Raw genomic sequence first — 23,683 nt, 5'->3', positions numbered from 1 at the left:
AAATCAGGGGAAATAAGAAAGAAGAAAAATATTCAAAGGGGGAAATTTGAATGAACTTTCGGTTTTTAGCCGTATTGTTTGCAGCGGATGCTGCGATCCTGATTGTCGGTGGGATGTTGTTGCGGGATACGTTTTCATATGCGCCACTGATCGGTTGGGCGGGAGGGTTATTGTCCTTGTTTGCAGCAATCGTTTTTTCAATGAAACGCCGAAACACCCGTTAACTTAAAAAACAGTTCTTCCTTCTGATGTATTCATCGAAGGAAGAACTGTTTTTAGTTACTGTTGCTCGACGACGATTTTCCCGATTGTCTTGCCACTCTCGACAAGTCGGTGGGCTTCTTTTAAGTTGGCTGCATTCAGACCGATTAATGTCTGGGTGACGGTCGTCTCAAGGGTTTCTTCATCAAGCCAGGTCGCGACTTGTGTCAGAATTTCATGTTGCCGGATCATGTCCGGTGTCTCGAACAAGGAGCGGGTGAACATGAACTCCCAAACAAATGTCGCACTTTTTTGTTGCAACGCACTCAAGTCGAGTTTCTGGTCCGTTTCGACGATACTGCAAATCATGCCTTGCGGTGCGATGACATCGACCATCGCCTCAAAATGCTGATCGGTCGCGTTCAGACAAAAGATATAGTCGACATGATGATACCCGAGCTGCTCGAGTTGCTGGCGGAAGTCTTCGTGGTGATTGATCGTGTGATGAGCTCCATGGGCTTTTGCCCAGTCGATGGTTTCCGGTCGGGAAGCCGTCCCGATGATGGTCAGACCGGCCTTGTTCGCGAGTTGTGTCGCAATCGATCCGACACCGCCTGCTGCCCCGATGATCAGCATCGTCTTCTCGAGATTTGATTTGGCATCAAACGTCAGGTGGAGACGATCCGTCAATGCTTCATACGCCGTCAAGGCCGTCAGTGGAAGGGCTGCTGCCTCACTAAATGTCAGACGGCCTGGTTTTTTCGCGACGATGCGTTCATCAACGAGTTGAAAATCACTGTTCGAACCAGGGCGGTTGATCGCACCGGCATAATAGACTTCGTCACCAACGGAAAAAAGCGAAGCCTGATCGCCGACTTCGACGACGATACCGGCTGCGTCGTAGCCGATGATTTTAGGTTCGCTCTCATCCGAACCATGAGCACGGACTTTCGTATCGACCGGATTGATTGAGACGGCTTTGACTTCGACCAGTACATCTTGTCCTTGTGCAACGGGACGCTCGATTTCGAGATCGATTAAACTGTTGGCTTCTTTGATGGGTAAATGTTGCTGGAAACCGATTGCTTTCATTTGCGACACGGATCATCATCCTTTCAAAAATAAGTATCTTTGAAACTGTTCCACGCGCCAACAAAAACGAAACCCGGTCTAAAACTTGAAAACTGATTTCCTTCCTGAGGCATACGAAAATCCAGTTGGGAAATTGTAGTAAACTAGATTGCGTATATTCTATGAAAAAGGAGTCGAAACGTATGCATGATATCATTTCTTTTCCGGCCGCCCCGACCCAATCAATCATTGAACGGTACCTGGTCCACGCGCATCCCTATCCCCGCTCCTACCAACCCGCCAAGTTGATTGCCTTACGACGGGAACACGGGGTCATGAATCGACTTTATCGAACAGAACGGGAACTGATCCTTCATCCGGGTGAATTGATCGCCCCGCAAGTGCAACGCTTGTCGCTCGAACAACAACGACGTTTGCTGGGCTACATAGAAGCACGGCGGATCAGCTTTGGTTTTGAAGAAGCCGAGACCTATAAGTTTTATCTTTTGGAAGTGGCATATGAATTGCGCCATCTTCCTCGAACGAGTCAACCGATCCGTTCGCATACGTATTATCAACTCGAGGAATTGCTTTCTGGGAAACCACTTGTCCTTCATGCGACAGCTCGTTCCCGCAAATAAGTCTGACCAAATCAATCTTTGTGACGGACGGTTCGACATCCTCGCTTTCCATGGGCGGAAGGTAAGCCGCGGCAGCCTGCATTCCATGCGGTCATGCCGGGTCTTACCTATTCCTGACGGAAGCGCTAATCGCGCTTCCTTTTCCCCTAGGAGTCGAGGATGAACGTTTCCGTCCTCCATCAATCAAATGGCCGATGATCCCATCTTTTTACGGGGGCACCTCCCTTCATTCCTTTTAATCGAGAGACGGTCCTCACTTTTGAGTCAGCCCCGCTTTTTGAATCAGAGAGCGGGAGTGGGAGTTGGTGTCGCACCCGTCTTGGCATACGCCGTATCGATGTCATCCCGAATCTGTTTGATTGGTGTGCCTTGTTGATAGGCGACGATGGATTGCGCGGCAATATCGAGGCATGTTCCGCACGTGATGCCGTGAGTCGTCCACGTCGTCTGGCCACTTTCCGTCTGGTCCGCGATGAAACAGTCATAGTTACTCGTATGTCCAGCTGACTCGCCACAGCCACAGTAACAGGGCATCTTCTCGAGAAGATCCTGATGTTTTGCGACAGACAGATAAATCGTCTGGGTCGAAGAATCTGTTTCTTTTAAGAACGACGGGGCAAGCGTTGGGGAGCTTGTCTGTTCCAACTGATCGGTACCCGCATGTGTCGTATGTTTTGCATGATCGGTGTGTGATGCCGTTTTTTGCTCCGCCTGTCCGCAGGCAGCAAGCGCAAGACTGGCTGAAAGCGTGACGATCATCCATCCTGTTTTTCTTGGCATAGCCATTCCTCACCCTCGTCGTTTGATGTCGTTCTTTTAGTATACGTCGGAGTAGGGGGGAATCGAAAAGAAACGAATGGCGATTCGATGACAGTTCTCAGCGTGTCAATTGTTGTTCGATCGTATCGAAATTGGCTTCCATCATCGTCAAGTACGTCGAGCCGTCCTTTCCTTTTGCACCAAGGGAATCCGTGTAGAGTGTGCCGCCAATCGGGACACCGGTTTCACGGGAGACGGTCTCCATGCTCCGTCGGTCAACGCTTGTCTCGACGAACAGAACCGGGATGTCCTGTTGGTTGATCAGATCGACGATGCGCCGGACTTGGTCCGGTGTTCCTTGATTATCAGAATTGATTTCCCAGATATAATCGGCTTTAAAGTCATAGGCGGCACTGAAATACTTAAAGGCGCCTTCACTCGTGATCAGATGCCGTTGTTCTTTCGGGATGTCAGCAAAACGTTTTTTCGCTTTTGTATCCAGTGTTTTGAGTTCTTCGATATAAGTGGATGCATTTTTTTCATAGTCCGCTTTATTTGCTGGGTCCTCTTTGATCAATCCGTCTTTGACGTTTTCGACGTACTGGATGCCGTTGCTCAGATCAAGCCAAGCGTGCGGATCGGTTTCTTGTTCTTTCCCTGCCGCCGTCAGATATTTCGGATCGACCCCTTTACTCAGTTGATAGACCGGAGCGTCTTTCCCGTCTTTATTAGTACTCGAACGTAGTTTGTTGAACCACGATCCACCGGCTTCGAGGTTCAAGCCATTATAAAAGACGACATCGGCGTCCGCCATCTTCCGGACGTCCGTCGGAAGCGGATCGTATTCATGTGGATTGGCACCGATCTTGACCATGCTGTGGACGTCGACGTGCTCACCGCCGACGACACGTGCCATATCTTCTAAAATCGAATAAGTCGTGACGACCTGCAGTTTTCCATCGTCCGCAGAATCCGGAGAACAGCCGGCCAGTAAGACGGCGAGACCAGCCAAGGGGATGAATCGTGTAAACGTCATGTCGTAAGCTCCTTTTTAGGTGATTTCCACTTCCGAAGCAACCCGTGGCGTGGGGAAAAGATGAACACAACTGCAAACAGGGCAGTTGCGACCAGGACGATCGAGGCGCCGGAAGAGAGGTTATAGGTAAAACTGAAATATAGACCAATGATTGAAGAAAGCGTCCCGAAACCAGCCGACAGGAAAATCATTCGGGATAGACGATTCGTTAACAGATACGCGGTCGCAGCCGGTGTAATCAGCATGGCGACGACGAGGATGATACCAACCGTCTGGAGCGATGCGACCGTCACGAGCGTCAGCATCGTCATCAGCAGGTAATGGACCAATCGTGTCGATAAGCCGTAGGCCGCTGCCATCGTCGGATCAAACGAGGTGACCAATAATTCTTTATAAAACAGATAGATTGCACCAAGGACGATGATGCCGATGACGAGTGTCATCCACATGTCACTCGGGCGGACCGCAAGGACGTTTCCGAATAGGATATGGTACAGATCGCTGCTGCTCCGCAGAAACGAAATCAGAATGATGCCGAGGGCGAAGGCCGACGTAAACAAAATCCCGATGGCGGTATCGTTTTTGATCCGGCTGTTTTGACTGACGAATCCGATTCCGAGCGCCGTCAACAATCCTGTCGCGACGGCACCGATAAAGAAGTTGATGCCGAGTAAATAAGAAATCGCGACACCGGGTAAGACCGCATGCGAGATCGCGTCCCCCATCAAGGACATACCACGCAGGATGATGAAGCAGCCGATGACGCCGCAGATGATGCCGACCATGACCGAGGTCACGAGGGCTTTTTGTAAAAAGTCATATTCGGTGATGGCTTGGATGAAATCGATGAAATTCATGAGGAGACCTCGACTTTCTGAAGGAAGGCGAGCGGGTTTCCATACGCGCCTTCAATCGTTTTGGCCTGTAAGACATCAGTGGGTGATCCGACGGCAATCATTCGTCGATTGAGGAGCAACAGGGTATCAAAGTAATCGGCAGCCTTACTTAAATCGTGGTGGACGACGACAATCGTTTTGCCTTCGTCACGCAACGTGCGTAACAAGTCGATGATGACCCGTTCGCTACCGGCATCGACACCGACAAATGGTTCGTCGAGCAGTAAGAGTTCTGCTTCTTGTGCTAAGGCGCGGGCTAAAAAGACGCGTTGTTGTTGGCCACCCGACAATTCTCCGATTTGACGGTTCGCATAATCTTGCATTCCGACCCGTTCGAGGCAAGACATGGCGAGTTGCCGGTGTTGCTTACGTGGTCGTTTGAACAGCCCCAGTTTCGGATAACAGCCAATCAGGACGGCATCGAGGACACGAATCGGGAAATCCCAGTCGATGGCACTTCGTTGTGGTACATAAGCGACACGCGTTCGAGCCTCTTTGGTCGATAAACCAAGCAAGGTGATGGTGGTAGCCTCTGACGGAATCAATCCCATGATGGCTTTGATGAAGGTTGATTTTCCGGCACCGTTCGGACCGATGATCCCTACGAGTTGTCCCATCGTGAAGCGGGCGGAGAGCTGTTCGAGTGCGGTCGTCTCGAAATACGAAACGGATAATCCTTCTACTTCTACTGCATACATACAAAAAGCTCCTTTCCTTCGTGAATTTTAGTGGGAAAACAAATGTTTCCCTAAGGCAAGAAAAAGACTAAAAAAATAGTTTGTCTATTGTCACGGATTATTCTTCCGACTAATAATGTTTCCTTAAGGCAAATTTTAAGGTGCAACGAAAGAAATGTCAACTGCTTTCGTAGAAGTGCTTTTGAAAGCATCGTGCTAAGATGGAAGAGGAGAAAACGTGGGGGTGGTAGGATGAGTCAGTCAGAGGAACAACAATGGAAGTTGCTGTTACTTGAGGCATTAATGAAAGAGCGGCGTGAAGAGGCGCAGCAAGTGATTGAAGAAGTCTATCCATATGACTTAGCAAACTGGTACGGTGAACTGGGACCGACCGAACAAGAACGTCTGCTGCGTTATCTCGATCATGAACGTCTCGCGGACGTCATCGAGGAGTTAGAACTGGAGCAGCAACTTGAAGTGTTGCGACGTCTTGACGTCGAACATGCAGGTCACGTCATGGACTTGATGGAAAATGATGATTTGGCGGACATACTGGAAGAATTACCAAAAGAAGAAGTCGATCGGTTACTGTCCGGTATGCGTCAGGACGAGGCATTGATTGTTCGAAACTTACTGACGTACCCGGCAGAGACGGCAGGCCGCTTGATGACAAACCGTTTCATTTGGGTAACGGATGAGTCGACGATCGGCGAAACGGTTGAGAAGATGCGGGACTATATCGAATACTCGGAGACGATCAATTACGTCTATGTCGTCAATCAGCTGAGTCAACTCGTCGGAGTCATCTCGTACCGTGATTTGATTCTCGCGAGTAACGAGGAACGGATTGCGGACGTGATGGACCGGAAAGTCATCAGTGTCTCGTCTGAGACCGATCAGGAAGATGTCGCGAAGATGTTCGAGCGTTACGACTTGGTGTCGTTACCGGTCGTCGAAGGTCAAGTCCTGGTTGGGCTGATTACCGTGGATGATGCTCTTGACGTCTTGCGGGAAGAAGCAAACGAAGACATCGAAAAATTATCGGCGTCCGGTAAATCGATTGATTTTGATACAAAACCCTGGACGGCGGCGACACGTCGTTTGCCCTGGCTGATTTTGCTGTTATTCATCGGACTGGTCTCGGGATCGATCATCAGTCAATTTGAAGAGACGTTATCAAAAGTTGTGGCGTTAGCCTTTTTCATGCCGATGATCGCCGGTATGACAGGGAATACGGGGACACAGTCGCTTGCAGTCGTCGTTCGCGGATTGATCACGCGCGAAGTCGATAAGAAGGTCGTCACCCGACTGATCATGCGGGAACTGCGTGTCGGTCTGATCATCGGTGTGACATGTGGGATTTTGATTGCCATCATCGCCTATGTCTGGCAAGGCGATCCGATTCTCGGTCTCGTCGTCGGCAGTTCACTGATCATCACACTGATTTTTGGAACGCTTGCCGGAACGATCATCCCGCTGATTCTGCACCGTCTGAACATCGACCCGGCGATTGCGTCGGGTCCACTCATTACGACATTAAATGATATCTTATCGTTACTCGTCTATTTTGGAATCGCGACGGCGTTTATCAGTCGCTTGATGTAAAAAAAAGTATCGTTCTGCCGAATCTGTTGAGATACGGCGAGACGATACTTTTTTTGAACAATTATATAGGGGAACGTAAAGCATCAGACCATGGATGAGTCGAGTTTGTCTAACAGGTTCACCCAGTTGGTTTCGTACTGTTGATCGGAGAACGGTTCAAGTGCTCCAACTGCGCGTAATCCCATCGTTCGTCGTGTTTCAGGATGCTCCATCAAGTCGATGGCGGCTTCAGCCAACTGTTGTGTCTCCCGTTTTGGAATCAGGCGTCCGGTCACGCCATCTTCGATGATTTCTGCCGGACCATAACAAATATCGTAAGCAATGACGGGAATCCCGTAGCTCATGCTTTCGAGAATCGCCATACCGAACCCTTCCGATTGGGAAGTGAAGAGTGTTGCGACTGCACCTGCATACGCTTCCTGCATGTCGGTCACAAAGCCTTTAAAATGGATATGTTCCGTTAATTTCAGTTCTTTGATCAACGCATGCAGTTCTTTTTCGAGCGGATCATTGTATCCAAAGCCATAAAAGTCCAGGAACGCATGCGGATTACGGTCAACGATCTGCCGCATGACCCGGATACTTTCCGCGACATCTTTTTTGACTTGAATCCGTGAGACGACAACAAACCGATTTGGGTTCACCGCATCCGACACGATGTTGCCTGCTACCCGATTCGTAAAAGCGTGCGGAATCGAGTGAAACAGGGAATCGTGTCCAAACTTTTGAGTCATGTGAGTCGCTTGTCGTGTCGTCGCCGTGATGATGGCGCTCCATTCACCGAGTCGTTCAAACAAGGTATTCCAAACACCACTGATGGAAGTCGTCTCATCAAAAGGCGCAACAAAATGATTGCTGTGTCCGAATGCGATTTTCCGAATGTCAGAGTGTGAGACATCTAATACGACTGCATCCAGATTTCGTTTAGGAAGGTTTGGTAGACGATCCCTGAATTCGGAGGACAACAAGACGGCCGGATACTGTGCCAACAATTGATTGAGCGCAAACGTATAAAAAGCAGCAGGGTCATTGAATTGGAGCTGTTCGTTTTTTCCGAAATAAAACAGATGACTCCAGTCCACGGAATTCATCTTGTGCCAAAGCGTTAAATAACAGGTGCCGTTGCCGTGAAGAAACTGGCGTGAAACGGGTTTGTTCGTCGTCGTGGAATAATGAATGATCTGGAACAGTTGTCCGTTTTCAAGATATTCTTCCCGTTTTAGTCGATGACGTGTATCTGAAAAATAGTCGATGAAAACAAGACGATCCATTGCATCAAAACGGACATATTGGACGTAGACGCCATTGTCAAAGACACGGTAGGAATCATTTTCCGACCGGCTTACGTCATCAAAGACGATGAAGTGCCGATTTAACCGTTTCAAGAATCGGGATTTTGTCTGCTTCTCGTTTGCCTTCTGTTGTCCTAACGTATGGATCAAGTTCGTGACCTGAACACGCGGATTCAGAAGATCAAGCTGTATCATCTCTTCTCGGACACTATCGATCTGAGTCTGGAGACCAAGTGTCAGAAGATGGACAGCCCGGTCTGGTTCAGCGGCGGCAACCGCATTTGCTCGTTTGATGACGGCTTTGACCAGACCACCGCGTTTCGCCCCTAACGTATTTAAAGTGAAAAAAGTTGTTCTTTTCATGAATTTTGGTTGTCGGATAAACAATATTTTTTAGTGGGATAAAAGACAACCCTCACCTCCTGTTTGTCTTTTTGAGTGATGCCAACCTTAGCACATCTATCGAAGACAAGGAAATAAGGGTTCCTACATATACTCTCAAAATGGAATCGATTTAGATTGATCTTATCCACACCGCAAGCGGACCGATATCATCAAACCCGGCTTCAAGGGCAGTAATCAGCTGATCACCGTATTCATACCCGACGAGCGGCTGTCCCGGAAAGTGGGCGGAACTGAGACGAATGACGTCATCCCAAAGTCGTTCATCGAGATAGTTTGATGTCAGGTGGGACAGACCGGTCGTCTGTCCGTTCGAGTAGGCGATAAAACCCGCCTGTTGAGGCTCGGAAAAAAACAGCCGGACATCGGAGCGTTCAAACAACGTCTTCGGGACATCATCCGTATCGATGATGTTGAAAAAACGTGTCGATTCCTTCAAGTCGGTCACGACGGTCCAATCGACGGGGAGTGCCCGGCGATCAAGGATCGGGCGGCGCGTAATCCATTCCGCCGTGAACAGGTGTGTCAGTCCAGCGCGTGAAAAATCGTAACTGGCGGTACAATCCTTGACGCTCGTAATCCCGGACAGGTCCAGTTGTTGCTGGTGAGAGCGGACCATCATTTCCGGATAAAGAGGCGGAACGTTACCTGTCGCTTTCCAGCTGTCGTGTGTTTCCGTGACGGTACATCCGTTTAGTTCGCAAATCAGACGACACCAATCGAAATTATTTTGAATGGCTGCTTGCCGCATCCCGCCATCTCCTTTCAATCTTCTTGTTCCTTAATCAAGACATAGGCTAGTGTGGCAATCAACGTCAGGAATAAACCACATCCGATTGTGATGTAGGCCATCGTAAAGACTTTTCCGAGTGTCGTGACGGGAGCGAACGTCGGATGACCGACCGTGCTCAGCGTCGTGATACAGAAATAAAGCGCGTCTACGACAGTTAAATTTTCTTGAGTGCTGTAAAAAATCGTTCCGGACAGTAACGTCAACAGACAAAGAATCAATAAGCCGCGGAAATAAGATAACTGAAACGCGTGCCGTAATCCTTTGAATAAACGTGAAAAAATCGCAAGCATGGAAATCATCGGGTTCCTCCTTCATACGGTCGTTGGACCGGGTCCAGCGTATCATGAATACGATAGCCGTTTTTACCGTTGTACTTAATGTGATACATCGCCTGATCAGCATGATGAATCAATGTATCGAGGCTGATTCCATGATCGGGTGAATAACTCAATCCGATACTCGTCCGAATCTCAATCAACTCTTCGGCTAAAACAAACGGATTGTTTTGGAAGGTCGTTAAGAGGGACGTCGTGAACCGATGGAGCTGATCAGGTGTCTGGTCATACAACAGTAAAAAGAATTCGTCGCCACCGACCCGTGCCGCAAACCCGAGCGATTCGACCTCCTGCTCGAGCAGACGTGCCAAATGAATCAAAAAGGCATCACCAATCTGGTGTCCGTACGTATCATTGATCCCTTTGAAACCATCGAGATCAACGACAACAATTGTGATGCTGTCCCGTTCTAAGATTTCCTGTCCGGCTTTTTCGTAAAAACTTCGACGATTGGCAATTTTGGTTAACGGATCATGGTAGGCGAAAAAGCGGATCGTCTGCTCGGCTTCTTTGAAGGACTGAATGTCCCGGATCAGTAACATGCCATGAAGTTCCTGTTCGATGAAAACGAAGTCAGCGTCCATCACGACATACCGTTCCTGCTGTTCCCGTGTGACGACTTTCGTTTCGTACTCATTGAATTTGCGCTGAGACTGGAAATGGACCTCGTAATGAGCCGTCCAGTCCTGCTGTTTTTTCTCCGGCAGATAATCGGCGAACGGGTGACCCAACAAGTTTTGTTCCTTCAGTAACGTAAAAGCGGCAGGATTCGCACTTTCAATCCGTCCGTGACGATCGAGTAACAAAATTGCGGACGGATTCAAGTCATAGAGGGTCGCAAACCGTTTTTGATAGGACGCCAAATAATCAAACCGACGCATTGCGATCGTCAAGGCTGCTGCCCAAAACAGACCCCCGTATATATAAGCATACGGTGGCATGACACCATAAAACGAGTTGTAGCCGAATATAATGTCCCAAGCGAGGACGATCAGCGCAACACCAAGCAAGACGTTGATGATGCCACGTCGTGCGTCACGCAGTTGCGTTCGGGCATACACCAAGAGAACAATCACGAGCACATGGAAGACGTTCCCGAATGTCATCGTGATCAAATAGGACGTATTGAACTCCGGATAGATGAACAGCCCGATCTGGTTGAACTGTTGACTGTTGATGACGTTCGTCTGAAAGACATAGGTGAACAAGACGATGACCATCGGCAGGTAAAAGATGCCCGGATAAAGCAGGCGGGGCATCTTTTTCCAAAGATTCGAGATGCGGAAGATGAAATGCAGGGATGTACTAAAGACAAGTAAGCCGGCATTTCCGAACCAATACGTCACAAAAGCGGGACTCATCGAAACCGGAGCTGTATTTCGGAAAAACTCACCGAGGAACAACATTCCGTAGGCAAAGGTAAACAAGCTCAACAACCGGTGTTGCGAACGTCTCGGATTCCGTAAAAAGATATCGACGGCCATGTAAAACATTATGAATGTCGGGATCAGATAGACAGCAGCGTACAAAAATAAAGACCTCATGAAAACCCGTCCTTCTTAATAGATTGAGTGATAGTCCCATTATAAGAAGAAGAAAAGGATGAATCTATTTTATTTTGAACAAGAGGGGAGTCAATCTAAATTTAATGTCAGTTGCCGGGTTTTGAGTGTCCCGACGAGACCGGATGGATCGTTCGCTGTTTTATGGGCGACAAACGCCTCGTCTTCCGGAGCCGTCCGGACGCGTAACGGTTTCTCATCAGACTGGACCAAGTCAAAAATCAGTTCGGCAATCTCACTGGCGGCTTGCCGGTTTTTATGACGGATCCGGTACGTCTTCAAATACCGTTCGACGATTGGTTTGAAGTCATCGTCGTGTAATCCGCCTGTCTGTTCCAGGCGATCAAGGACGTTTGCCGTAAAATTCGTTTCGACGGCAGCCGGTTCAATCAGTGTGACATCAATCGAGAAAAACGGTTTGTAATAGGTCGCGAGACTCTCGAACAGTCCTTCGAGTGCGAATTTACTGGCACAATAAATTTCGTTCATCGGCTGACCGACCAGTCCGCTGATACTTGATGTTGCGAGCAGATGACTCCCCTGCGGAGCGGCTTTTAGAAGCGGTAAACAACATTCAATCGTTCGCATGACACCAAAGACATTGGTGTCAAACAGTTGCTTGATCTCATAACTTGTCGCTTGTCCAAGCGCCCGCAACAGACCTTGACCGGCATTACAAAATAAAGCGTTTAAGTGTCCGGCTTCCTGTTCAATCACAGAGACGGCTTGCTTCAGACTCGTCAGGTCCGTCACATCAACTTCAAGAAAATGTAAATGAGGTAAAGTATGCTGCTCGAGTTCAGGTGTCACTTGTCGAATCCCGGCATAAACGGTCCATCCTTCATCGGCAAAACGAGTCGCCGTCGCAAGACCAATTCCGGATGAAGCACCAGTAATGAAAATCGTCCGCATGATAGATTCCTCCTTAATGAAAGTCGGGTCTTTCTCATTCTTTACCCGAATCTCCTAAAGTTATTTTGCATTAAAATTGCATATATTAATTAAAAAACTTAAAGTGGAAGGGAGAGACAAGGGGGAATCCGACATGGCACAACACGAACGATTGCAACAGATGCGGGAGTGGATCAAGACGACGCCCGAAATTTCACTTGATCAGTTGATGGAAGAGTACCGGATTTCGAGGGATACGGCCCGGCGTGATTTGATTCAATTGGAGCAGGAAGGGAAAATCATCCGTGTCAAAAACGGATTGATCCGTGTCGGTACGAACACGACCGTCCAGTATGACCGGCGGACGGAGCAGCCGGAAAAAGATCGGATTGCACAACGTGCGATCACCTATATCACTCCACATCAAAAAATCATTTTGGATGCTGCGACGACGGTTGCACGGATGACCGTCCATTTACCGGTTCAACCGGTTCAAGTCATTACGAACTCACTTGCGGTCGTAGAGCAGTTGGAAGCACGACCGGAGATCGAACTATATGTGACCGGCGGGAAGCTCGATCGTCATGCCCGGAGTTTAGTCGGGATTAAGACGGCGGACGATATCCTGAATTATCAAGTCGACCGTGTGTTTCTTGGTGCGTGCGGACTGACCGAGCAAGGGGTCTTTGCAGAAAATCTCGAGGAAGCCATCGTCAAAAAAGCGATGATCCGCAGTAGCGCGGAAATCATTGTCCTTGCGGATCATACGAAGTTCGAAAAACGTTTTCTGCACAAAGTCTGTGATCTCGATCAAATCGACGTCTTAATCACAGATCAAACACCCGATGGCACGTGGCACGATTGGTTGACTCAAGCAGACGTCCTGCTTGAAACAGCAGAGGAGGAATAACAATGACAACGATTCAAACGATGCTTGTCGGATTCGGATTTTCAGCAGTGACGTTTCATGCGCCCCTTTTACAAGCCTTACCACAATTTACGGTCCGTCAAGTCGTGTCGAGCCAACAGGATAAAGTCGCGACCGTTTTTCCGGAAGCAAAGGTGATCGGGACACTCGAAGAGGCATTACAAGACGAACAGACGGAACTCGTCATCATCACGACACCGACGGCCTTACATTTCGAGATGGCGAAACTAGCCATCGAAGCAAAAAAACATGTATTACTTGAGAAGCCGGCTGTCGTGACGATTGACGAAGCAGAAGAACTGATTCGTCTTGCAGACCGGCATGGTGTTCAAGTCGCAGTTTATCAAAACCGCCGTTTTGATGGCGATTTCCTGACGATCGAACAGCTGATTGAGATGAACGAGATTGGGGATTGGCAATTGCTCGAATCACGGTTTGACCGGTATCGACCGGTCGTTCGAAACCGGTGGCGTGAACAGAAAGGACCGGGCTCGGGCATTTTATTTGATCTCGGCTCGCATTTGATTGACCAGGCGCTTGCTCTATTCGGTGAACCGGATGCCGTCGTTGGAGATGTCTTGTTCCAGCGTGACGGAGCGGAGACGGATGACGGATTCCACGTCACGTTATGTTACGGCAAGCGCCGGGTCATCTTACGGTCCAATTCCTTCATTCAAGGATTATCCCCGCGATTTGAGTTGCATGCTACACGCGGAAGTTATATCAAATACGGGATGGATCCGCAGGAAGCGCGCCTGGCCTCCGGGCATCCCGTCGATGCATCGATCGGTCAAGAGGAAACCGCTGATTATGGATATCTGCAAATTGCCGATCATCCGGCTGAACGGTTGGCGACACTTCCAGGGAGCTATCTCGGTTTTTATGAGGCACTGGCAGCAGGGTTAGTGACGGGAGCGTTACCGGTTGATTTGACGGACGCATTGAGAACGATGCAGGTGCTCAACGCGGTCCGTCTCAGTAGTGAGACGGGGCGGAAAGTCATGCGCAAGGAGTGGGATGGATGGAACTGACGGAATTGTTGGCACAAGAGCAGACGTTGACGTTAAAAAGTTTTACGAATCAGGAAGCACTGCAAGCCGGACAATATGTCATTAATCGGGCTATGCAAGAGCAACTCAGCGTCGCCGTCGAACTGAAACGGAACGGACAACGGCTGTTTTATGCGGCACTGGACGGGACGGCACCGGATCAGGAAGAATGGATCCGACGAAAATCGAACGTCGTCCTCCGGCATGGCCACAGCTCACTTTATATGCGGCTGTACAACGAAGGTAAAAACCGGTCGTACCACACGATGTATGCTGTCGATCCGACCGACTATGCCGATGCCGGTGGTTCATTCCCAATCCGCGTCACAGGAGTCGGAGTGGTGGGAACCATCACCATATCCGGCTTGTCGCAGGAAGCGGATCATCAGCTGGCGGTTGATGCCTTGACGTATTTGAACGTGCAATACAAGTAAACAGGATAGGCTCAAAAATCGATTTCTATACAAACAAGGGAGGCAGATTATATTCTGCCTCCCTTGTTTGTCTCATTTAAAGGAAGCACTCGCTTCACGCGACGCTCGCCTGAGGAAAGTGCGTGAAAGAAAGCGTGCTTCCTTATCGACTTGGTTAACCAACCATTTTCATAATCAGGAAGCGATCGAGTCGGAGGCAGGTGTCTCGACACGTCGTTTGTTGCCCCGGTAAATAAAGAACAAGGCAGCAAGCATAAACAAGAGACCGGCAAATCGTTTGACATCAAAAGCCACTTCGACGCCACCAAATGTCCCGAAGTGATCAAGTACCATTCCGGCTGACAACTGTCCGATGACGGTTGCGATACTGGCAGCAGTGACGCCAATTTTTGGAACGGCAAGAATGGTCAGAAACAGATAGCTGACACCGAACCAGACGGCACTGAGCTGCCAACGTGGTGCGTCGAGAATCAACAGCACATCGCCTTGTCCGAAAAAGAGGACGGCGAGTGCGAGTAAGAGCATGCCGGTGAAAAAGGTTGAAAATGTACTTTCGAGGGCGCCTGCTTTTTGACCAAAAGCGCCGTTGATCGAAGACTGGGCACTGAGGAGAACGCCTCCAAGCAGTGTCATTCCGAGTAATGCGATATTCATCGATGTTCCTCCTTAAAAAATCAAAAATAGGGCAATGACCATCAGACCGGATGCGATCAGTTTGTCCTTATTGATGGCAATCCGGGGACTTCCGAGCCATCCTTTGTGTTCGATGATCATACTGGCGACCATCTGACCGATGATGACGCTGATCATGGCAAGTCCGACACCAACAAGCGGAATGCTGATGATCAGGATCGTTAAGTAGATACTCCCAAGCAGTCCACCAAGTAACGTCCACTTCGGTGCCTTGAACGTATAACCAAGCGAACCTTTTCCGAAAAACAGTGTAATGATGCCGATGATGATCGTTCCGGCAAAGAAGTTATAAAAACTACTTTCGAGTTTACCGATACTGTTGCCAAGCTCCCCATAAATCGCACCTTCGATACTCAGGGAAATCCCGGCAAGTAAAGCCAACAGGTAATAAATGAATTTCAAAATCCGTCACTTCTTTCTTTGATAAATCTATATATCGAGAAATGTCGATACATGAACAAAGGAAAACCCGTTAGAGTTCTCCTTGTAGGTATTCTGTCAACTCTTTGATCTTCTGTTCATTTCGACGGTAATACGTCCATTTGCCATGACGTTCGGATTCAAGTAATCCGACTTTTTGTAGCATCGCTAAATACTGGGATACCGTAGATTGGGACAAATTTGCCTTCTCTTGGATATCACCGACGCAGACGCCTCCTTTTTCAGCAGAATTCGTTGACAAGTGGGCAGCCGGTTTGTTGAAATGAGTTTGCGGATCTTTGAGCCAACGTAAGATGTCGAGCCGTACTTCGTTCGACAGAGCTTTAAAAAGATCAACTTGATGTGTCATGCCATCAATCTAATCGATAATTCTCGATATGTCAATTCATTGCGTTGCATGTGAAAAGGGTGTTTTGTCCAGCATATGGGTTACTTTTTCACCAGAAGCAGGCACGAAACCGAGACCTTGATAAAACGGATCCGCCTGTTCGCTGTAGAGCACCAACTTTTCATACGACAAGAAGGCTTCTGAGATGATTTTTTCGAGCAAGGCCGTCCCGATGCCCTGCGACCGGACTTCCGGTAAGACATAGACATGGCGAATCCGGCCGGTTGCCGGTTGCCCCACTTGTTTCATATATCCCCCGCAAGCGAGGACTTGATTGGTCGTCGACAAGACGACGAACATCGCTTCACCGGTTGCTTGAAATGTTTCTTGCCGGCGATTTCGTAACATGTGTTCAACGAACATAAACCCTTCCTGCGAACTTTTGGCGAGTAGAGGAAGCCAGTTGTAGCCGTCAAAATCGTTCACCCGTTCGATTGTCATTTCCATCCGTGATTCCTCCTTCTTCTCTTTTGCAGTATTCCTTTTTCAGCGTCACGAAAAACCCGATTTCCTTTGTAAATAATTTTTTTTAGCAAGGGACTGGATTTTTAAAAGCCATTTTGCGTATAATGAGAAGTAATGGATTGAACGCAAATGAAAGGAAGTGGCCGTCACAATGAGCCTCAGCCGTTTAAGTAAAGAAGAAATTACTGATCTTTCACTGATTAACTTCGTCAATGAAATGTTACAAGAAGCGGGCGAACAGCCTATCACTTTCGATGACATCATAAAAGAAATCGAAAAATTTCATACGTTTACAAATGAAGAGGACAAGTTCGAGAAACTTGCCCAACTTTATACAGACATGAACATCGATGGCAACTTCGTTAACGTCGGAGCTAACCGTTGGTCCCTTCGTGCATGGTATCCGTTTGACAAATCAGATGAAGATTTGGTCATCGAAGCACGTCAGCGCGGAGAACTCGACGAATTCGAAGAAGAGTTCAACTACGATGCGGAAGAAGATGAATTCGAGACGATCGAAGATGATCTTGATACATTCGCGAAAACAGCCGATTACGATGCAGCTGATGATACCGAAGATGATACATTCAAAAAAGTGGCGGTCATTGATGACCTCGAAGACGATTTGGATGAAGAAGACCTCGAAGATTTCGAGGAAGATGAAGAAGAAGTTTAACAACCGCAACCTGCCATTTTTGAACATGAAAATGGTAGTTTTTTCGTTGACGGCTGACGATAGCACACTTGATTTTTGTCTCTAAAAAATCTGCTTGACGAAGTTTTCGGAATGACGTAAGTTAGTCATGGGCTTCTTTAAGCAACGTGCTTAATTTCAGCAAAAGTGTCTCCTGTGAATGGGGGCACTTTTGCTTTTTTATTTTTAACCGACCTCTGACAGAATTTTGGACTCGAGAAGGGAGCAATTAATCATGACAAAGTATATTTTCGTAACCGGTGGGGTAGTATCTTCACTTGGTAAAGGGATCACGGCCGCATCACTTGCCCGTCTTCTAAAAAATCGTGGCCTCAACGTCACAATCCAAAAATTCGACCCGTACATCAACATCGATCCGGGGACGATGAGCCCGTATCAACACGGTGAAGTATTCGTGACGGATGATGGTGCTGAAACCGACCTTGACCTTGGTCACTACGAACGGTTCATCGATATCAACCTCAGTCAGAATGCAAACGTCACGTCTGGACGGATTTACTCGACAGTCCTCAAAAAAGAGCGTCGTGGCGATTACAACGGGGGAACGGTTCAAGTCATTCCGCACATCACGAATGAGATCAAGGATCGTGTTTTCCGTGCCGGGAAAGAGACAGGCGCTGACGTCGTCATCACAGAGATTGGTGGAACAGTAGGGGATATCGAATCGCTTCCGTTCATCGAAGCCATTCGTCAGGTGAAGAACGATATCGGGAAAGAGAACGTCATGTACGTTCACTGTACGCTCGTTCCGTATCTGGCAGCTGCAGGCGAGCTGAAGACGAAACCGACGCAACACAGTGTCAAAGAACTCCGCAGCTACGGGATTCAGCCGGATATCATCGTTTTGCGTGCCGAGCATGATGTACCGCAAGAGATGAAAGATAAAATTGCCCTCTTCTGTGACACACGTCCGGAAGCGGTCATCGAAGCGAAGGATGCGTCGACACTGTATGAGGTGCCGCTCAACTTGCAACGTCAAGGCATGGATCAACTTGTTTGTGATTACTTCAAGTTCGATACGCCGGCAGCCGATATGACGGCGTGGAAACAACTGGTCCATACCGTGACACACCTCGAGAAGAAAACGAAAATCGCACTCGTCGGGAAGTACGTCGAACTCCGTGATGCGTACATCTCGGTTGCAGAAGCTTTGAAACATGCCGGATTCGCCTTCAACAGCGACATCGAAATCGACTGGATCAATGCAGAAGATGTCACACGTGACAACGTTCAGGAATTACTTGGTTCAGCAAACGGAATTCTCGTTCCAGGCGGATTCGGAGAACGTGGCATCGAAGGGAAAATCGAAGCAACACGTTTCGCCCGTGAAAACAATGTACCGTTCTTCGGAATCTGTCTTGGTATGCAACTGGCGACGGTTGAATTCGCGCGTAACGTCTTGAACTTAGAAGGGGCACACTCAGCAGAAATTGATCCGGCGACACCGTACCCGATCATCGATTTACTGCCGGAACAAAAAGACATCGAAGATCTCGGCGGAACACTTCGTCTTGGACTTTACCCATGTAAGCTCGAAGAAGGTTCAAAAGCGCGTGCGGCGTACTCAAGTGAACTCGTGTATGAACGTCACCGTCACCGTTATGAGTTCGGCAATGAGTTCCGTGAACAGTTTGAAGCGAACGGGATGATTTTCTCCGGTACGAGCCCGGACGGCCGTCTCGTTGAGATCATCGAGATTCCAGAACATAAATGGTTCGTCGCGTGTCAGTTCCACCCGGAATTGATTTCACGTCCGGAACGTCCGCAAGCCTTGTTCCATGACTTCATCCAAGCATCACTTGGCGAGTAAACGTCAGTGATTGGAATCGAAAACCCGTCTCCCGTGTGGAGATGGGTTTTTTTGTCTGTTTGATTGATAGAAGTGACGAATGCAGAATAAAGCAGGTACAAAATGCTGTCTCTTCAAGGATTGTAGAATTCAAAGACGTTTTAAAAACTTATCTGCTATAATGATAGCGAATTCATTCCTACAAATTTTTCGTGGAAGGTGTAGATCTTGATGGCTCCTAAGTATAAACAAGTGGCAGAACAAATCGAGGCGGATATCATAAATCACGTCTATCAACATACAAACAAGTTGCTAACAGAAGATGAGTACGCAACGAAATATGAGATCAGTCGGAACACCGTACGAAAGGCAATCGAAATTCTTGTCAACAAAGGGTATGTGTATCAAGTGCAGGGCAGTGGTGTCTTTGTCCGTGACCACTATAACAGTGATTACGTCAATCTGGAGAAGCTACAAGGATTGACGAGTGACTTCAGTGGTCGTAAGGTCGAGACCCGTGCGCTTGCATTTGAGCAGACGACGGCAAATGAAGAAGTGGCGGAACGCATGAAGTGTCCGGTCGGAACGCCTGTCTATTACGTCAAGCGTCTACGGTTGGTCGACGATCATCCGTTTTCGGTCGAGGATTCGTACTTCCGTAAAAATCTTGTCGTCTATCTGGATGAGAACATCATTCAAAAGTCAATTTACAACTATTTACGTAATGACCAGAAGCTTGCGATCGGCTTTGCCGATCGTGTCATCTATGCGGACTTTTTGAATGCGGAAGATGCGGTTTTACTCGAGTTAAAAGAAAACGATCCGGCGTTGCTCGTCGATAATACGGTTTATCTGACGAACGGTCAAATCTTTGACGTCTCGCGGGCGACCCATCATTTCCGGCACGTCAAGATGTTGAAAGTCTCGAATATTAAATCTTGAACGCAGGCGGGAGGATTCTCTCACCTGCGTTTTTTTTGTTCACATTTTCGTTAAGAAGAAAGGGTTTACATCCGTTTTCGTGCATGCTATTATCAACTCATGGAATTTGTACCTATGAATTTTAGTTATCCATACAAAAAAGGAGAGAGATTATGGTTTCTGAAACGATTGAAATTACACCAGAAGATATCTTTGGTTTGATTGCCCTCTCGGGTGACGCCAAAGCAAGTTATCACCAGGCCATCCTGTTAATGCAAGAAGGTAAGGTCGAGGAAGCGGATGCGGCCGTCAAGGCAGGCGATGCGACGTTAAAAGAAGCGCACAGCATCCAAACCAAATTCGTCACACTCGAAGCACAGGGGAAAACGGCGACAGTCGGTGTCCTGATGGTACATGCGCAAGACCATTTGATGAATACGATTCTTGTTAAGGAATTGCTTGGATACATGATGAACATGCAAAACGAAATCAACCAATTGAAGGGAATGGATCAAAAATGATGAAAATCGGACTTTTCTGTGCGGCAGGTATGTCAACGAGTATGTTAGTGGAAAAAATGAAAGCGGTTGCCGCTGAACGCGGTCTTGAAACGGAAATTGCAGCCTACCCGGAATCGGAAATGGAAACGTACGTCGACAACTTGGATGTCGCGCTGCTCGGACCACAAGTCAAATACTTACTTGCAAAAGGCAAACAGATCTGTGAACCAAAGGGTGTTCCGATCGATGTCATCAACACGATGGATTACGGCATGATGAACGGAACGAAAGTACTCGACCACGCACTGAAGCTCGCAAATAAATAAAACGGGGTGACGACTTTGAAAATGCCTAAAAATTTCTTGTTCGGTGCGGCTTCCGCTTCTTATCAAGTCGAGGGTGCATGGAATGAGGACGGGAAGGGCGTCTCGAACTGGGACGTCTTCTCGAAAATTCCGGGAAAAACGTTTGAAGATACAAACGGTGATGTCGCGATCGACCATTATCACCGGTATAAAGAAGATATCGGGCTGATGGCGGAGATGGGGCTTGAATCATATCGCTTCTCCATCTCATGGCCACGTATCTTTCCGAACGGGACAGGTGAAGTGAATCAGAAAGGTCTTGAATTTTACAACAACGTCATCGACGAGTGTTTAAAACACAACATCATTCCGTTCGTCACACTCTACCACTGGGATCTTCCACAAGTACTCGAAGAACAAGGAGGCTGGCGAAGTCAGGCGACAGTCGACGCCTTCGTCCGTTTTGCAGAAACGTGTTTCGAAGCGTTTGGCGACCGGGTCCGCAACTGGATCACGTTTAATGAGACCGTCATCTTCTGTTCGCTCGGCTACTTGTCAGGTGCTCATCCACCAGGAATCGAAGGGGATGCAAAAGCCTACTTCCAGACGACCCACAACGTGTTCGTCGCCCATGCCCGTTCGGTTGAACTGTTCAAAAAAGCGAAGTATGAAGGTGAAATCGGCATCACACACGTCTTTAACCCGGCATTCAGCATCGATGATGAGGCGGACAACAAATTTGCCGAGATGCATGCGAACGAATTTGCGACACACTGGTTTTATGACCCGATCTTAAAAGGGACGTATCCGGAATATGTCGTTACGCAGCTCGAACGACAAGGTCTCCTGCCGGACTGGACGGAAGACGAACTTGATTTGCTCAAACGAACGGCTCCGATGAACGACTTCATTGGTCTCAATTACTATTGTCCCCAACGTGTCATGAAAAACGATACAGCACTCGTCATGGCGGGTGGTCGTGAGAATTCGACGGGACGTCCGGGGAATCCATCGTTTGATGGTGTCTACAAGACGGTCTTGATGGACGATAAAGTCTATACGAAGTGGGGCTGGGAGATTGCACCGGATGCGTTCCTCGAAGGCATGCGGATGCTCAAAGCCCGTTATGGTGATGTCAAAATCTACATTACAGAAAACGGTCTTGGTGATGTCGATCCGATCGTCGGCGAAGAAATCCAGGATACACCACGAATCGAGTACATTGAAAGCCACCTACGTGCCGTTAAACATGCGGTCCAGGAAGGCATCAACGTCTCCGGTTATTATGCGTGGTCCGTCATCGATCTCCTCAGCTGGCTCAATGGTTACAAAAAACAGTACGGTTTCATCTATGTCGACCATGCGAACGGTCTTGCCCGTAAAAAGAAACAGTCGTTCTATTGGTATCAAGAGATCATCGCCACGCGCGCTGAAGACCTGTAAGGAGGTTTCCGAATGAGTCGCCTAGAAACCGTATTCGAAAAAGTTACACCGGCATTTGCCCGTTTTGCGAATGCCAAGCCTGTTCTCGCCATTAAAGATGGATTCATCTTGACGATGCCGATGACGATCATCGGTTCGTTATTTCTACTGATCTTAGCCTTACCGATTCCAGGGTGGGAGAAGTTCATGTCAGGTCTCTTTGGAGCCGACTGGACGTTACCACTGACGCAAGTCGTCGGAGCGACGTTTGATATTCTCGCCTTGATTGGGGTCTTCGGCATTGCCTATTCCTACGTCAAAAATGAAAAAATCGAAGGGGTACCGGCTGGCATCCTTGGGATCATCTCGTTTTTGATCATTACACAAGCTTCCGTCCTATCGGAATCCGGAGAGGTCGTCAAAGGCGTCATCCCGAAAGTCTGGACGGGTGGACAAGGGGTCATGGCGTCGATCGTCGTCGGCTTAGTCGTCGGCTTCATCTATTCGCAGTTCATCAAACGCGGTATCAGCATCAAGATGCCGGCTGGTGTTCCACCAGGTGTTGCGAACTCATTTTCGGCACTCGTACCGGGATTAGCCGTCATCACGCTGTCTGTCGTGACGTTCGCCGTGTTCCAAGCCTTTGCGGACCGGACATTCACGGAAGTCATCTATGACGTTCTCCAAGCGCCGATTCAAAACTTGACCGATACGCTGGCTGGCGCTGTCCTCATCATGGTCCTCATGTCCGTCATGTGGTGGTGCGGGATTCATGGTGCTGCGATCATCATGGGCATCATGGGACCACTGTTGACAGCCAACGCACTGCAAAACCAAGCAATCATCGACTCAGGGAAGGAACTTGTCGTCGGTGGGAATGCGAACATCGTCACGATTCAATTCCTTGATGTCTTTACAAAACTCGGCGGAACCGGAATCACGATCGGTTTCATCATCGCAACGTTGATGGTTGCCCGGTCGGCGCACTTGAAGCAGCTGGGTAAACTGTCGCTTGCACCTAGTCTGTTTAACATCAACGAACCGGTCATCTTCGGAATGCCGATCGTCTTCAATCCGATCATGTTCATCCCGTTCGTCATCGTTCCTGCAATTGCTTCGTTCATGGTCTACTTCACGATTCTGTGGGGCTGGGTCGAACCGTTTAATGCCTTGCAGGTCCCGTGGACGACACCACCGATCATCTCCGGTTTCTTGATCGGCGGATGGCGCGCGGCACTCTTACAGATTGCGACGATTGCCATGTCGGTTGCGATTTACCTGCCGTTCGTCCGGATGCAAGATCAGCTTTCGTATGGGGAAGAAGTAAAAGCACAAGAAGATCAAGCGTCAGCTTAATCGTCAAAAGAGCTATCGATTCAAAACAAAACCGAGTGATTTCTCTCATGTGGAGGGAAGTCACTCGGTTTTTGGTTGAAGGCGGTGGAGTCGAGGTTGTTGTATTACTAATTATT

Annotated in this window: 27 protein-coding genes; 13 read left to right on the top strand and 14 right to left on the bottom strand. The window is 48.4% G+C overall.

Annotation, left to right across the window (positions count from 1 at the left end; all coding sequences use genetic code 11):
• Positions 1-50: 50 nt before the first annotated feature.
• Positions 51-224: a hypothetical protein gene (locus P404_RS18580; protein ID WP_014971472.1), complete on the top strand. Its 174-nt coding sequence runs from the start codon at positions 51-53 to the stop codon at positions 222-224.
• Between the two features lie 55 nt (positions 225-279).
• Here the strand turns inward: P404_RS18580 and P404_RS0106485 are convergent, their stop codons facing one another.
• A complete protein-coding gene (locus P404_RS0106485; protein WP_026830322.1) occupies positions 280-1,293 on the bottom strand; it encodes a zinc-binding alcohol dehydrogenase family protein in 1,014 nt (337 codons plus the stop codon).
• Positions 1,294-1,475: 182 nt separating this feature from the next.
• Here P404_RS0106485 and P404_RS0106480 point away from each other — a divergent pair, with 182 nt between their 5' ends.
• Positions 1,476-1,913, top strand: a complete 438-nt coding sequence (locus tag P404_RS0106480; protein WP_026830321.1) for a hypothetical protein — start codon at positions 1,476-1,478, stop codon at positions 1,911-1,913.
• A 282-nt stretch (positions 1,914-2,195) separates the two neighbouring features.
• On the opposite strand, the gene P404_RS0106475 is transcribed toward P404_RS0106480, so the two are convergent.
• The 4 genes from P404_RS0106475 to P404_RS0106460 all read right to left on the bottom strand — a co-directional run bounded on the left by P404_RS0106475 (position 2,196) and on the right by P404_RS0106460 (position 5,302).
• Positions 2,196-2,699, bottom strand: a complete 504-nt coding sequence (locus P404_RS0106475) for a PCYCGC motif-containing (lipo)protein (RefSeq protein WP_236624344.1) — start codon at positions 2,697-2,699, stop codon at positions 2,196-2,198.
• 91 nt (positions 2,700-2,790) lie between these two features.
• Positions 2,791-3,708 carry a metal ABC transporter substrate-binding protein gene (locus tag P404_RS0106470; protein WP_026830319.1) on the bottom strand — a complete coding sequence of 306 codons (918 nt, stop codon included), beginning with the start codon at positions 3,706-3,708 and terminating at the stop codon, positions 2,791-2,793.
• The gene (locus tag P404_RS0106465) at positions 3,705-4,565 is read right to left on the bottom strand and encodes a metal ABC transporter permease (protein WP_201770334.1); all 861 of its coding nucleotides are present in this window, start codon (positions 4,563-4,565) and stop codon (positions 3,705-3,707) included. The genes P404_RS0106470 and P404_RS0106465 overlap by 4 nt, the downstream gene beginning before the upstream one ends.
• Positions 4,562-5,302, bottom strand: a complete 741-nt coding sequence (locus P404_RS0106460; RefSeq protein WP_026830317.1) for a metal ABC transporter ATP-binding protein — start codon at positions 5,300-5,302, stop codon at positions 4,562-4,564. Before P404_RS0106460 ends, P404_RS0106465 begins: the two co-directional genes overlap by 4 nt.
• Before the next feature lie 231 nt (positions 5,303-5,533).
• Here P404_RS0106460 and mgtE point away from each other — a divergent pair, with 231 nt between their 5' ends.
• Complete coding sequence (mgtE, locus tag P404_RS0106455; RefSeq protein WP_026830316.1) at positions 5,534-6,886, top strand: magnesium transporter; 1,353 nt, start codon at positions 5,534-5,536, stop codon at positions 6,884-6,886.
• An 83-nt stretch (positions 6,887-6,969) separates the two neighbouring features.
• On the opposite strand, the gene P404_RS0106450 is transcribed toward mgtE, so the two are convergent.
• The 5 genes from P404_RS0106450 to P404_RS0106430 form a co-directional block, all read right to left on the bottom strand.
• Positions 6,970-8,541 carry a glycosyltransferase gene (locus P404_RS0106450; RefSeq protein ID WP_150111976.1) on the bottom strand — a complete coding sequence of 524 codons (1,572 nt, stop codon included), beginning with the start codon at positions 8,539-8,541 and terminating at the stop codon, positions 6,970-6,972.
• 151 nt (positions 8,542-8,692) lie between these two features.
• Positions 8,693-9,331 carry a hypothetical protein gene (locus P404_RS0106445; protein ID WP_026830314.1) on the bottom strand — a complete coding sequence of 213 codons (639 nt, stop codon included), beginning with the start codon at positions 9,329-9,331 and terminating at the stop codon, positions 8,693-8,695.
• Positions 9,332-9,345: 14 nt separating this feature from the next.
• Complete coding sequence (locus P404_RS0106440) at positions 9,346-9,672, bottom strand: potassium channel family protein (RefSeq protein WP_014971462.1); 327 nt, start codon at positions 9,670-9,672, stop codon at positions 9,346-9,348.
• The gene (locus P404_RS0106435; RefSeq protein ID WP_014971461.1) at positions 9,669-11,252 is read right to left on the bottom strand and encodes a GGDEF domain-containing protein; all 1,584 of its coding nucleotides are present in this window, start codon (positions 11,250-11,252) and stop codon (positions 9,669-9,671) included. The genes P404_RS0106440 and P404_RS0106435 overlap by 4 nt, the downstream gene beginning before the upstream one ends.
• 90 nt (positions 11,253-11,342) lie before the next feature.
• Positions 11,343-12,182 carry an SDR family NAD(P)-dependent oxidoreductase gene (locus P404_RS0106430; RefSeq protein WP_026830313.1) on the bottom strand — a complete coding sequence of 280 codons (840 nt, stop codon included), beginning with the start codon at positions 12,180-12,182 and terminating at the stop codon, positions 11,343-11,345.
• A gap of 133 nt (positions 12,183-12,315) precedes the next feature.
• On the opposite strand from P404_RS0106430, the gene P404_RS0106425 reads away from it, so the two are divergent.
• Genes P404_RS0106425 through P404_RS0106415 form a run of 3 tightly spaced genes read left to right on the top strand, consistent with a single transcriptional unit; the run spans position 12,316 to position 14,572 of the window.
• Positions 12,316-13,071, top strand: coding sequence for a DeoR/GlpR family DNA-binding transcription regulator (locus tag P404_RS0106425; RefSeq protein WP_026830312.1), 756 nt, complete (start codon positions 12,316-12,318; stop codon positions 13,069-13,071).
• 2 nt (positions 13,072-13,073) lie between these two features.
• Complete coding sequence (locus P404_RS0106420; RefSeq protein ID WP_026830311.1) at positions 13,074-14,120, top strand: Gfo/Idh/MocA family oxidoreductase; 1,047 nt, start codon at positions 13,074-13,076, stop codon at positions 14,118-14,120.
• Entirely contained in the window at positions 14,111-14,572 is a 462-nt protein-coding gene (locus P404_RS0106415; RefSeq protein WP_026830310.1) for a heme-degrading domain-containing protein, read from the top strand. Before P404_RS0106420 ends, P404_RS0106415 begins: the two co-directional genes overlap by 10 nt.
• 174 nt (positions 14,573-14,746) lie before the next feature.
• On the opposite strand, the gene P404_RS0106410 is transcribed toward P404_RS0106415, so the two are convergent.
• From P404_RS0106410 to P404_RS0106395, 4 genes are all read right to left on the bottom strand, one after another.
• The gene (locus P404_RS0106410) at positions 14,747-15,226 is read right to left on the bottom strand and encodes a DMT family transporter (protein ID WP_026830309.1); all 480 of its coding nucleotides are present in this window, start codon (positions 15,224-15,226) and stop codon (positions 14,747-14,749) included.
• A gap of 12 nt (positions 15,227-15,238) precedes the next feature.
• Positions 15,239-15,667: a DMT family transporter gene (locus P404_RS0106405; protein WP_014971455.1), complete on the bottom strand. Its 429-nt coding sequence runs from the start codon at positions 15,665-15,667 to the stop codon at positions 15,239-15,241.
• A gap of 70 nt (positions 15,668-15,737) precedes the next feature.
• Positions 15,738-16,055 carry an ArsR/SmtB family transcription factor gene (locus P404_RS0106400; RefSeq protein WP_026830308.1) on the bottom strand — a complete coding sequence of 106 codons (318 nt, stop codon included), beginning with the start codon at positions 16,053-16,055 and terminating at the stop codon, positions 15,738-15,740.
• Positions 16,056-16,091: 36 nt separating this feature from the next.
• Entirely contained in the window at positions 16,092-16,541 is a 450-nt protein-coding gene (locus P404_RS0106395) for a GNAT family N-acetyltransferase (RefSeq protein WP_026830307.1), read from the bottom strand.
• Between the two features lie 157 nt (positions 16,542-16,698).
• Here P404_RS0106395 and rpoE point away from each other — a divergent pair, with 157 nt between their 5' ends.
• The 7 genes from rpoE to P404_RS0106360 all read left to right on the top strand — a co-directional run bounded on the left by rpoE (position 16,699) and on the right by P404_RS0106360 (position 23,567).
• Positions 16,699-17,235 (top strand): DNA-directed RNA polymerase subunit delta, encoded by a 537-nt coding sequence (gene rpoE / locus P404_RS0106390; RefSeq protein ID WP_236624343.1) that lies wholly within the window; start codon positions 16,699-16,701, stop codon positions 17,233-17,235.
• A gap of 253 nt (positions 17,236-17,488) precedes the next feature.
• Entirely contained in the window at positions 17,489-19,084 is a 1,596-nt protein-coding gene (locus tag P404_RS0106385; protein WP_026830306.1) for a CTP synthase, read from the top strand.
• A gap of 210 nt (positions 19,085-19,294) precedes the next feature.
• A complete protein-coding gene (locus P404_RS0106380) occupies positions 19,295-20,005 on the top strand; it encodes a GntR family transcriptional regulator (RefSeq protein ID WP_026830305.1) in 711 nt (236 codons plus the stop codon).
• 152 nt (positions 20,006-20,157) lie between these two features.
• Positions 20,158-20,505, top strand: coding sequence for a PTS lactose/cellobiose transporter subunit IIA (locus P404_RS0106375; protein ID WP_026830304.1), 348 nt, complete (start codon positions 20,158-20,160; stop codon positions 20,503-20,505).
• Positions 20,502-20,810 carry a PTS sugar transporter subunit IIB gene (locus tag P404_RS0106370; RefSeq protein ID WP_026830303.1) on the top strand — a complete coding sequence of 103 codons (309 nt, stop codon included), beginning with the start codon at positions 20,502-20,504 and terminating at the stop codon, positions 20,808-20,810. Before P404_RS0106375 ends, P404_RS0106370 begins: the two co-directional genes overlap by 4 nt.
• 15 nt (positions 20,811-20,825) lie before the next feature.
• Positions 20,826-22,232 carry a glycoside hydrolase family 1 protein gene (locus tag P404_RS0106365; RefSeq protein WP_026830302.1) on the top strand — a complete coding sequence of 469 codons (1,407 nt, stop codon included), beginning with the start codon at positions 20,826-20,828 and terminating at the stop codon, positions 22,230-22,232.
• A gap of 12 nt (positions 22,233-22,244) precedes the next feature.
• Complete coding sequence (locus P404_RS0106360; protein WP_026830301.1) at positions 22,245-23,567, top strand: PTS sugar transporter subunit IIC; 1,323 nt, start codon at positions 22,245-22,247, stop codon at positions 23,565-23,567.
• Positions 23,568-23,683 lie beyond the last annotated feature (116 nt).

The sequence above is a fragment of the Exiguobacterium antarcticum DSM 14480 genome, from assembly GCF_000685865.1.
GTDB lineage: Bacteria > Bacillota > Bacilli > Exiguobacteriales > Exiguobacteriaceae > Exiguobacterium_A > Exiguobacterium_A antarcticum.
The sequence above is the reverse complement of the archived record's forward strand: the minus strand, read 5'-3'. Positions and strand labels throughout refer to the sequence as shown.

Coding starts and splice junctions, on each gene's coding strand:
- P404_RS18580 (WP_014971472.1), top strand. CDS start 51: ATGAACTTTCGGTTTTTAGCCGTATTGTTTGCAGCGGATGCTGCGATC.
- P404_RS0106485 (WP_026830322.1), bottom strand. CDS start 1,293: ATGAAAGCAATCGGTTTCCAGCAACATTTACCCATCAAAGAAGCCAAC.
- P404_RS0106480 (WP_026830321.1), top strand. CDS start 1,476: ATGCATGATATCATTTCTTTTCCGGCCGCCCCGACCCAATCAATCATT.
- P404_RS0106475 (WP_236624344.1), bottom strand. CDS start 2,699: ATGGCTATGCCAAGAAAAACAGGATGGATGATCGTCACGCTTTCAGCC.
- P404_RS0106470 (WP_026830319.1), bottom strand. CDS start 3,708: ATGACGTTTACACGATTCATCCCCTTGGCTGGTCTCGCCGTCTTACTG.
- P404_RS0106465 (WP_201770334.1), bottom strand. CDS start 4,565: ATGAATTTCATCGATTTCATCCAAGCCATCACCGAATATGACTTTTTA.
- P404_RS0106460 (WP_026830317.1), bottom strand. CDS start 5,302: ATGTATGCAGTAGAAGTAGAAGGATTATCCGTTTCGTATTTCGAGACG.
- mgtE (WP_026830316.1), top strand. CDS start 5,534: ATGAGTCAGTCAGAGGAACAACAATGGAAGTTGCTGTTACTTGAGGCA.
- P404_RS0106450 (WP_150111976.1), bottom strand. CDS start 8,541: ATGAAAAGAACAACTTTTTTCACTTTAAATACGTTAGGGGCGAAACGC.
- P404_RS0106445 (WP_026830314.1), bottom strand. CDS start 9,331: ATGCGGCAAGCAGCCATTCAAAATAATTTCGATTGGTGTCGTCTGATT.
- P404_RS0106440 (WP_014971462.1), bottom strand. CDS start 9,672: ATGATTTCCATGCTTGCGATTTTTTCACGTTTATTCAAAGGATTACGG.
- P404_RS0106435 (WP_014971461.1), bottom strand. CDS start 11,252: ATGAGGTCTTTATTTTTGTACGCTGCTGTCTATCTGATCCCGACATTC.
- P404_RS0106430 (WP_026830313.1), bottom strand. CDS start 12,182: ATGCGGACGATTTTCATTACTGGTGCTTCATCCGGAATTGGTCTTGCG.
- P404_RS0106425 (WP_026830312.1), top strand. CDS start 12,316: ATGGCACAACACGAACGATTGCAACAGATGCGGGAGTGGATCAAGACG.
- P404_RS0106420 (WP_026830311.1), top strand. CDS start 13,074: ATGACAACGATTCAAACGATGCTTGTCGGATTCGGATTTTCAGCAGTG.
- P404_RS0106415 (WP_026830310.1), top strand. CDS start 14,111: ATGGAACTGACGGAATTGTTGGCACAAGAGCAGACGTTGACGTTAAAA.
- P404_RS0106410 (WP_026830309.1), bottom strand. CDS start 15,226: ATGAATATCGCATTACTCGGAATGACACTGCTTGGAGGCGTTCTCCTC.
- P404_RS0106400 (WP_026830308.1), bottom strand. CDS start 16,055: ATGACACATCAAGTTGATCTTTTTAAAGCTCTGTCGAACGAAGTACGG.
- P404_RS0106395 (WP_026830307.1), bottom strand. CDS start 16,541: ATGGAAATGACAATCGAACGGGTGAACGATTTTGACGGCTACAACTGG.
- P404_RS0106385 (WP_026830306.1), top strand. CDS start 17,489: ATGACAAAGTATATTTTCGTAACCGGTGGGGTAGTATCTTCACTTGGT.
- P404_RS0106380 (WP_026830305.1), top strand. CDS start 19,295: ATGGCTCCTAAGTATAAACAAGTGGCAGAACAAATCGAGGCGGATATC.
- P404_RS0106375 (WP_026830304.1), top strand. CDS start 20,158: ATGGTTTCTGAAACGATTGAAATTACACCAGAAGATATCTTTGGTTTG.
- P404_RS0106370 (WP_026830303.1), top strand. CDS start 20,502: ATGATGAAAATCGGACTTTTCTGTGCGGCAGGTATGTCAACGAGTATG.
- P404_RS0106360 (WP_026830301.1), top strand. CDS start 22,245: ATGAGTCGCCTAGAAACCGTATTCGAAAAAGTTACACCGGCATTTGCC.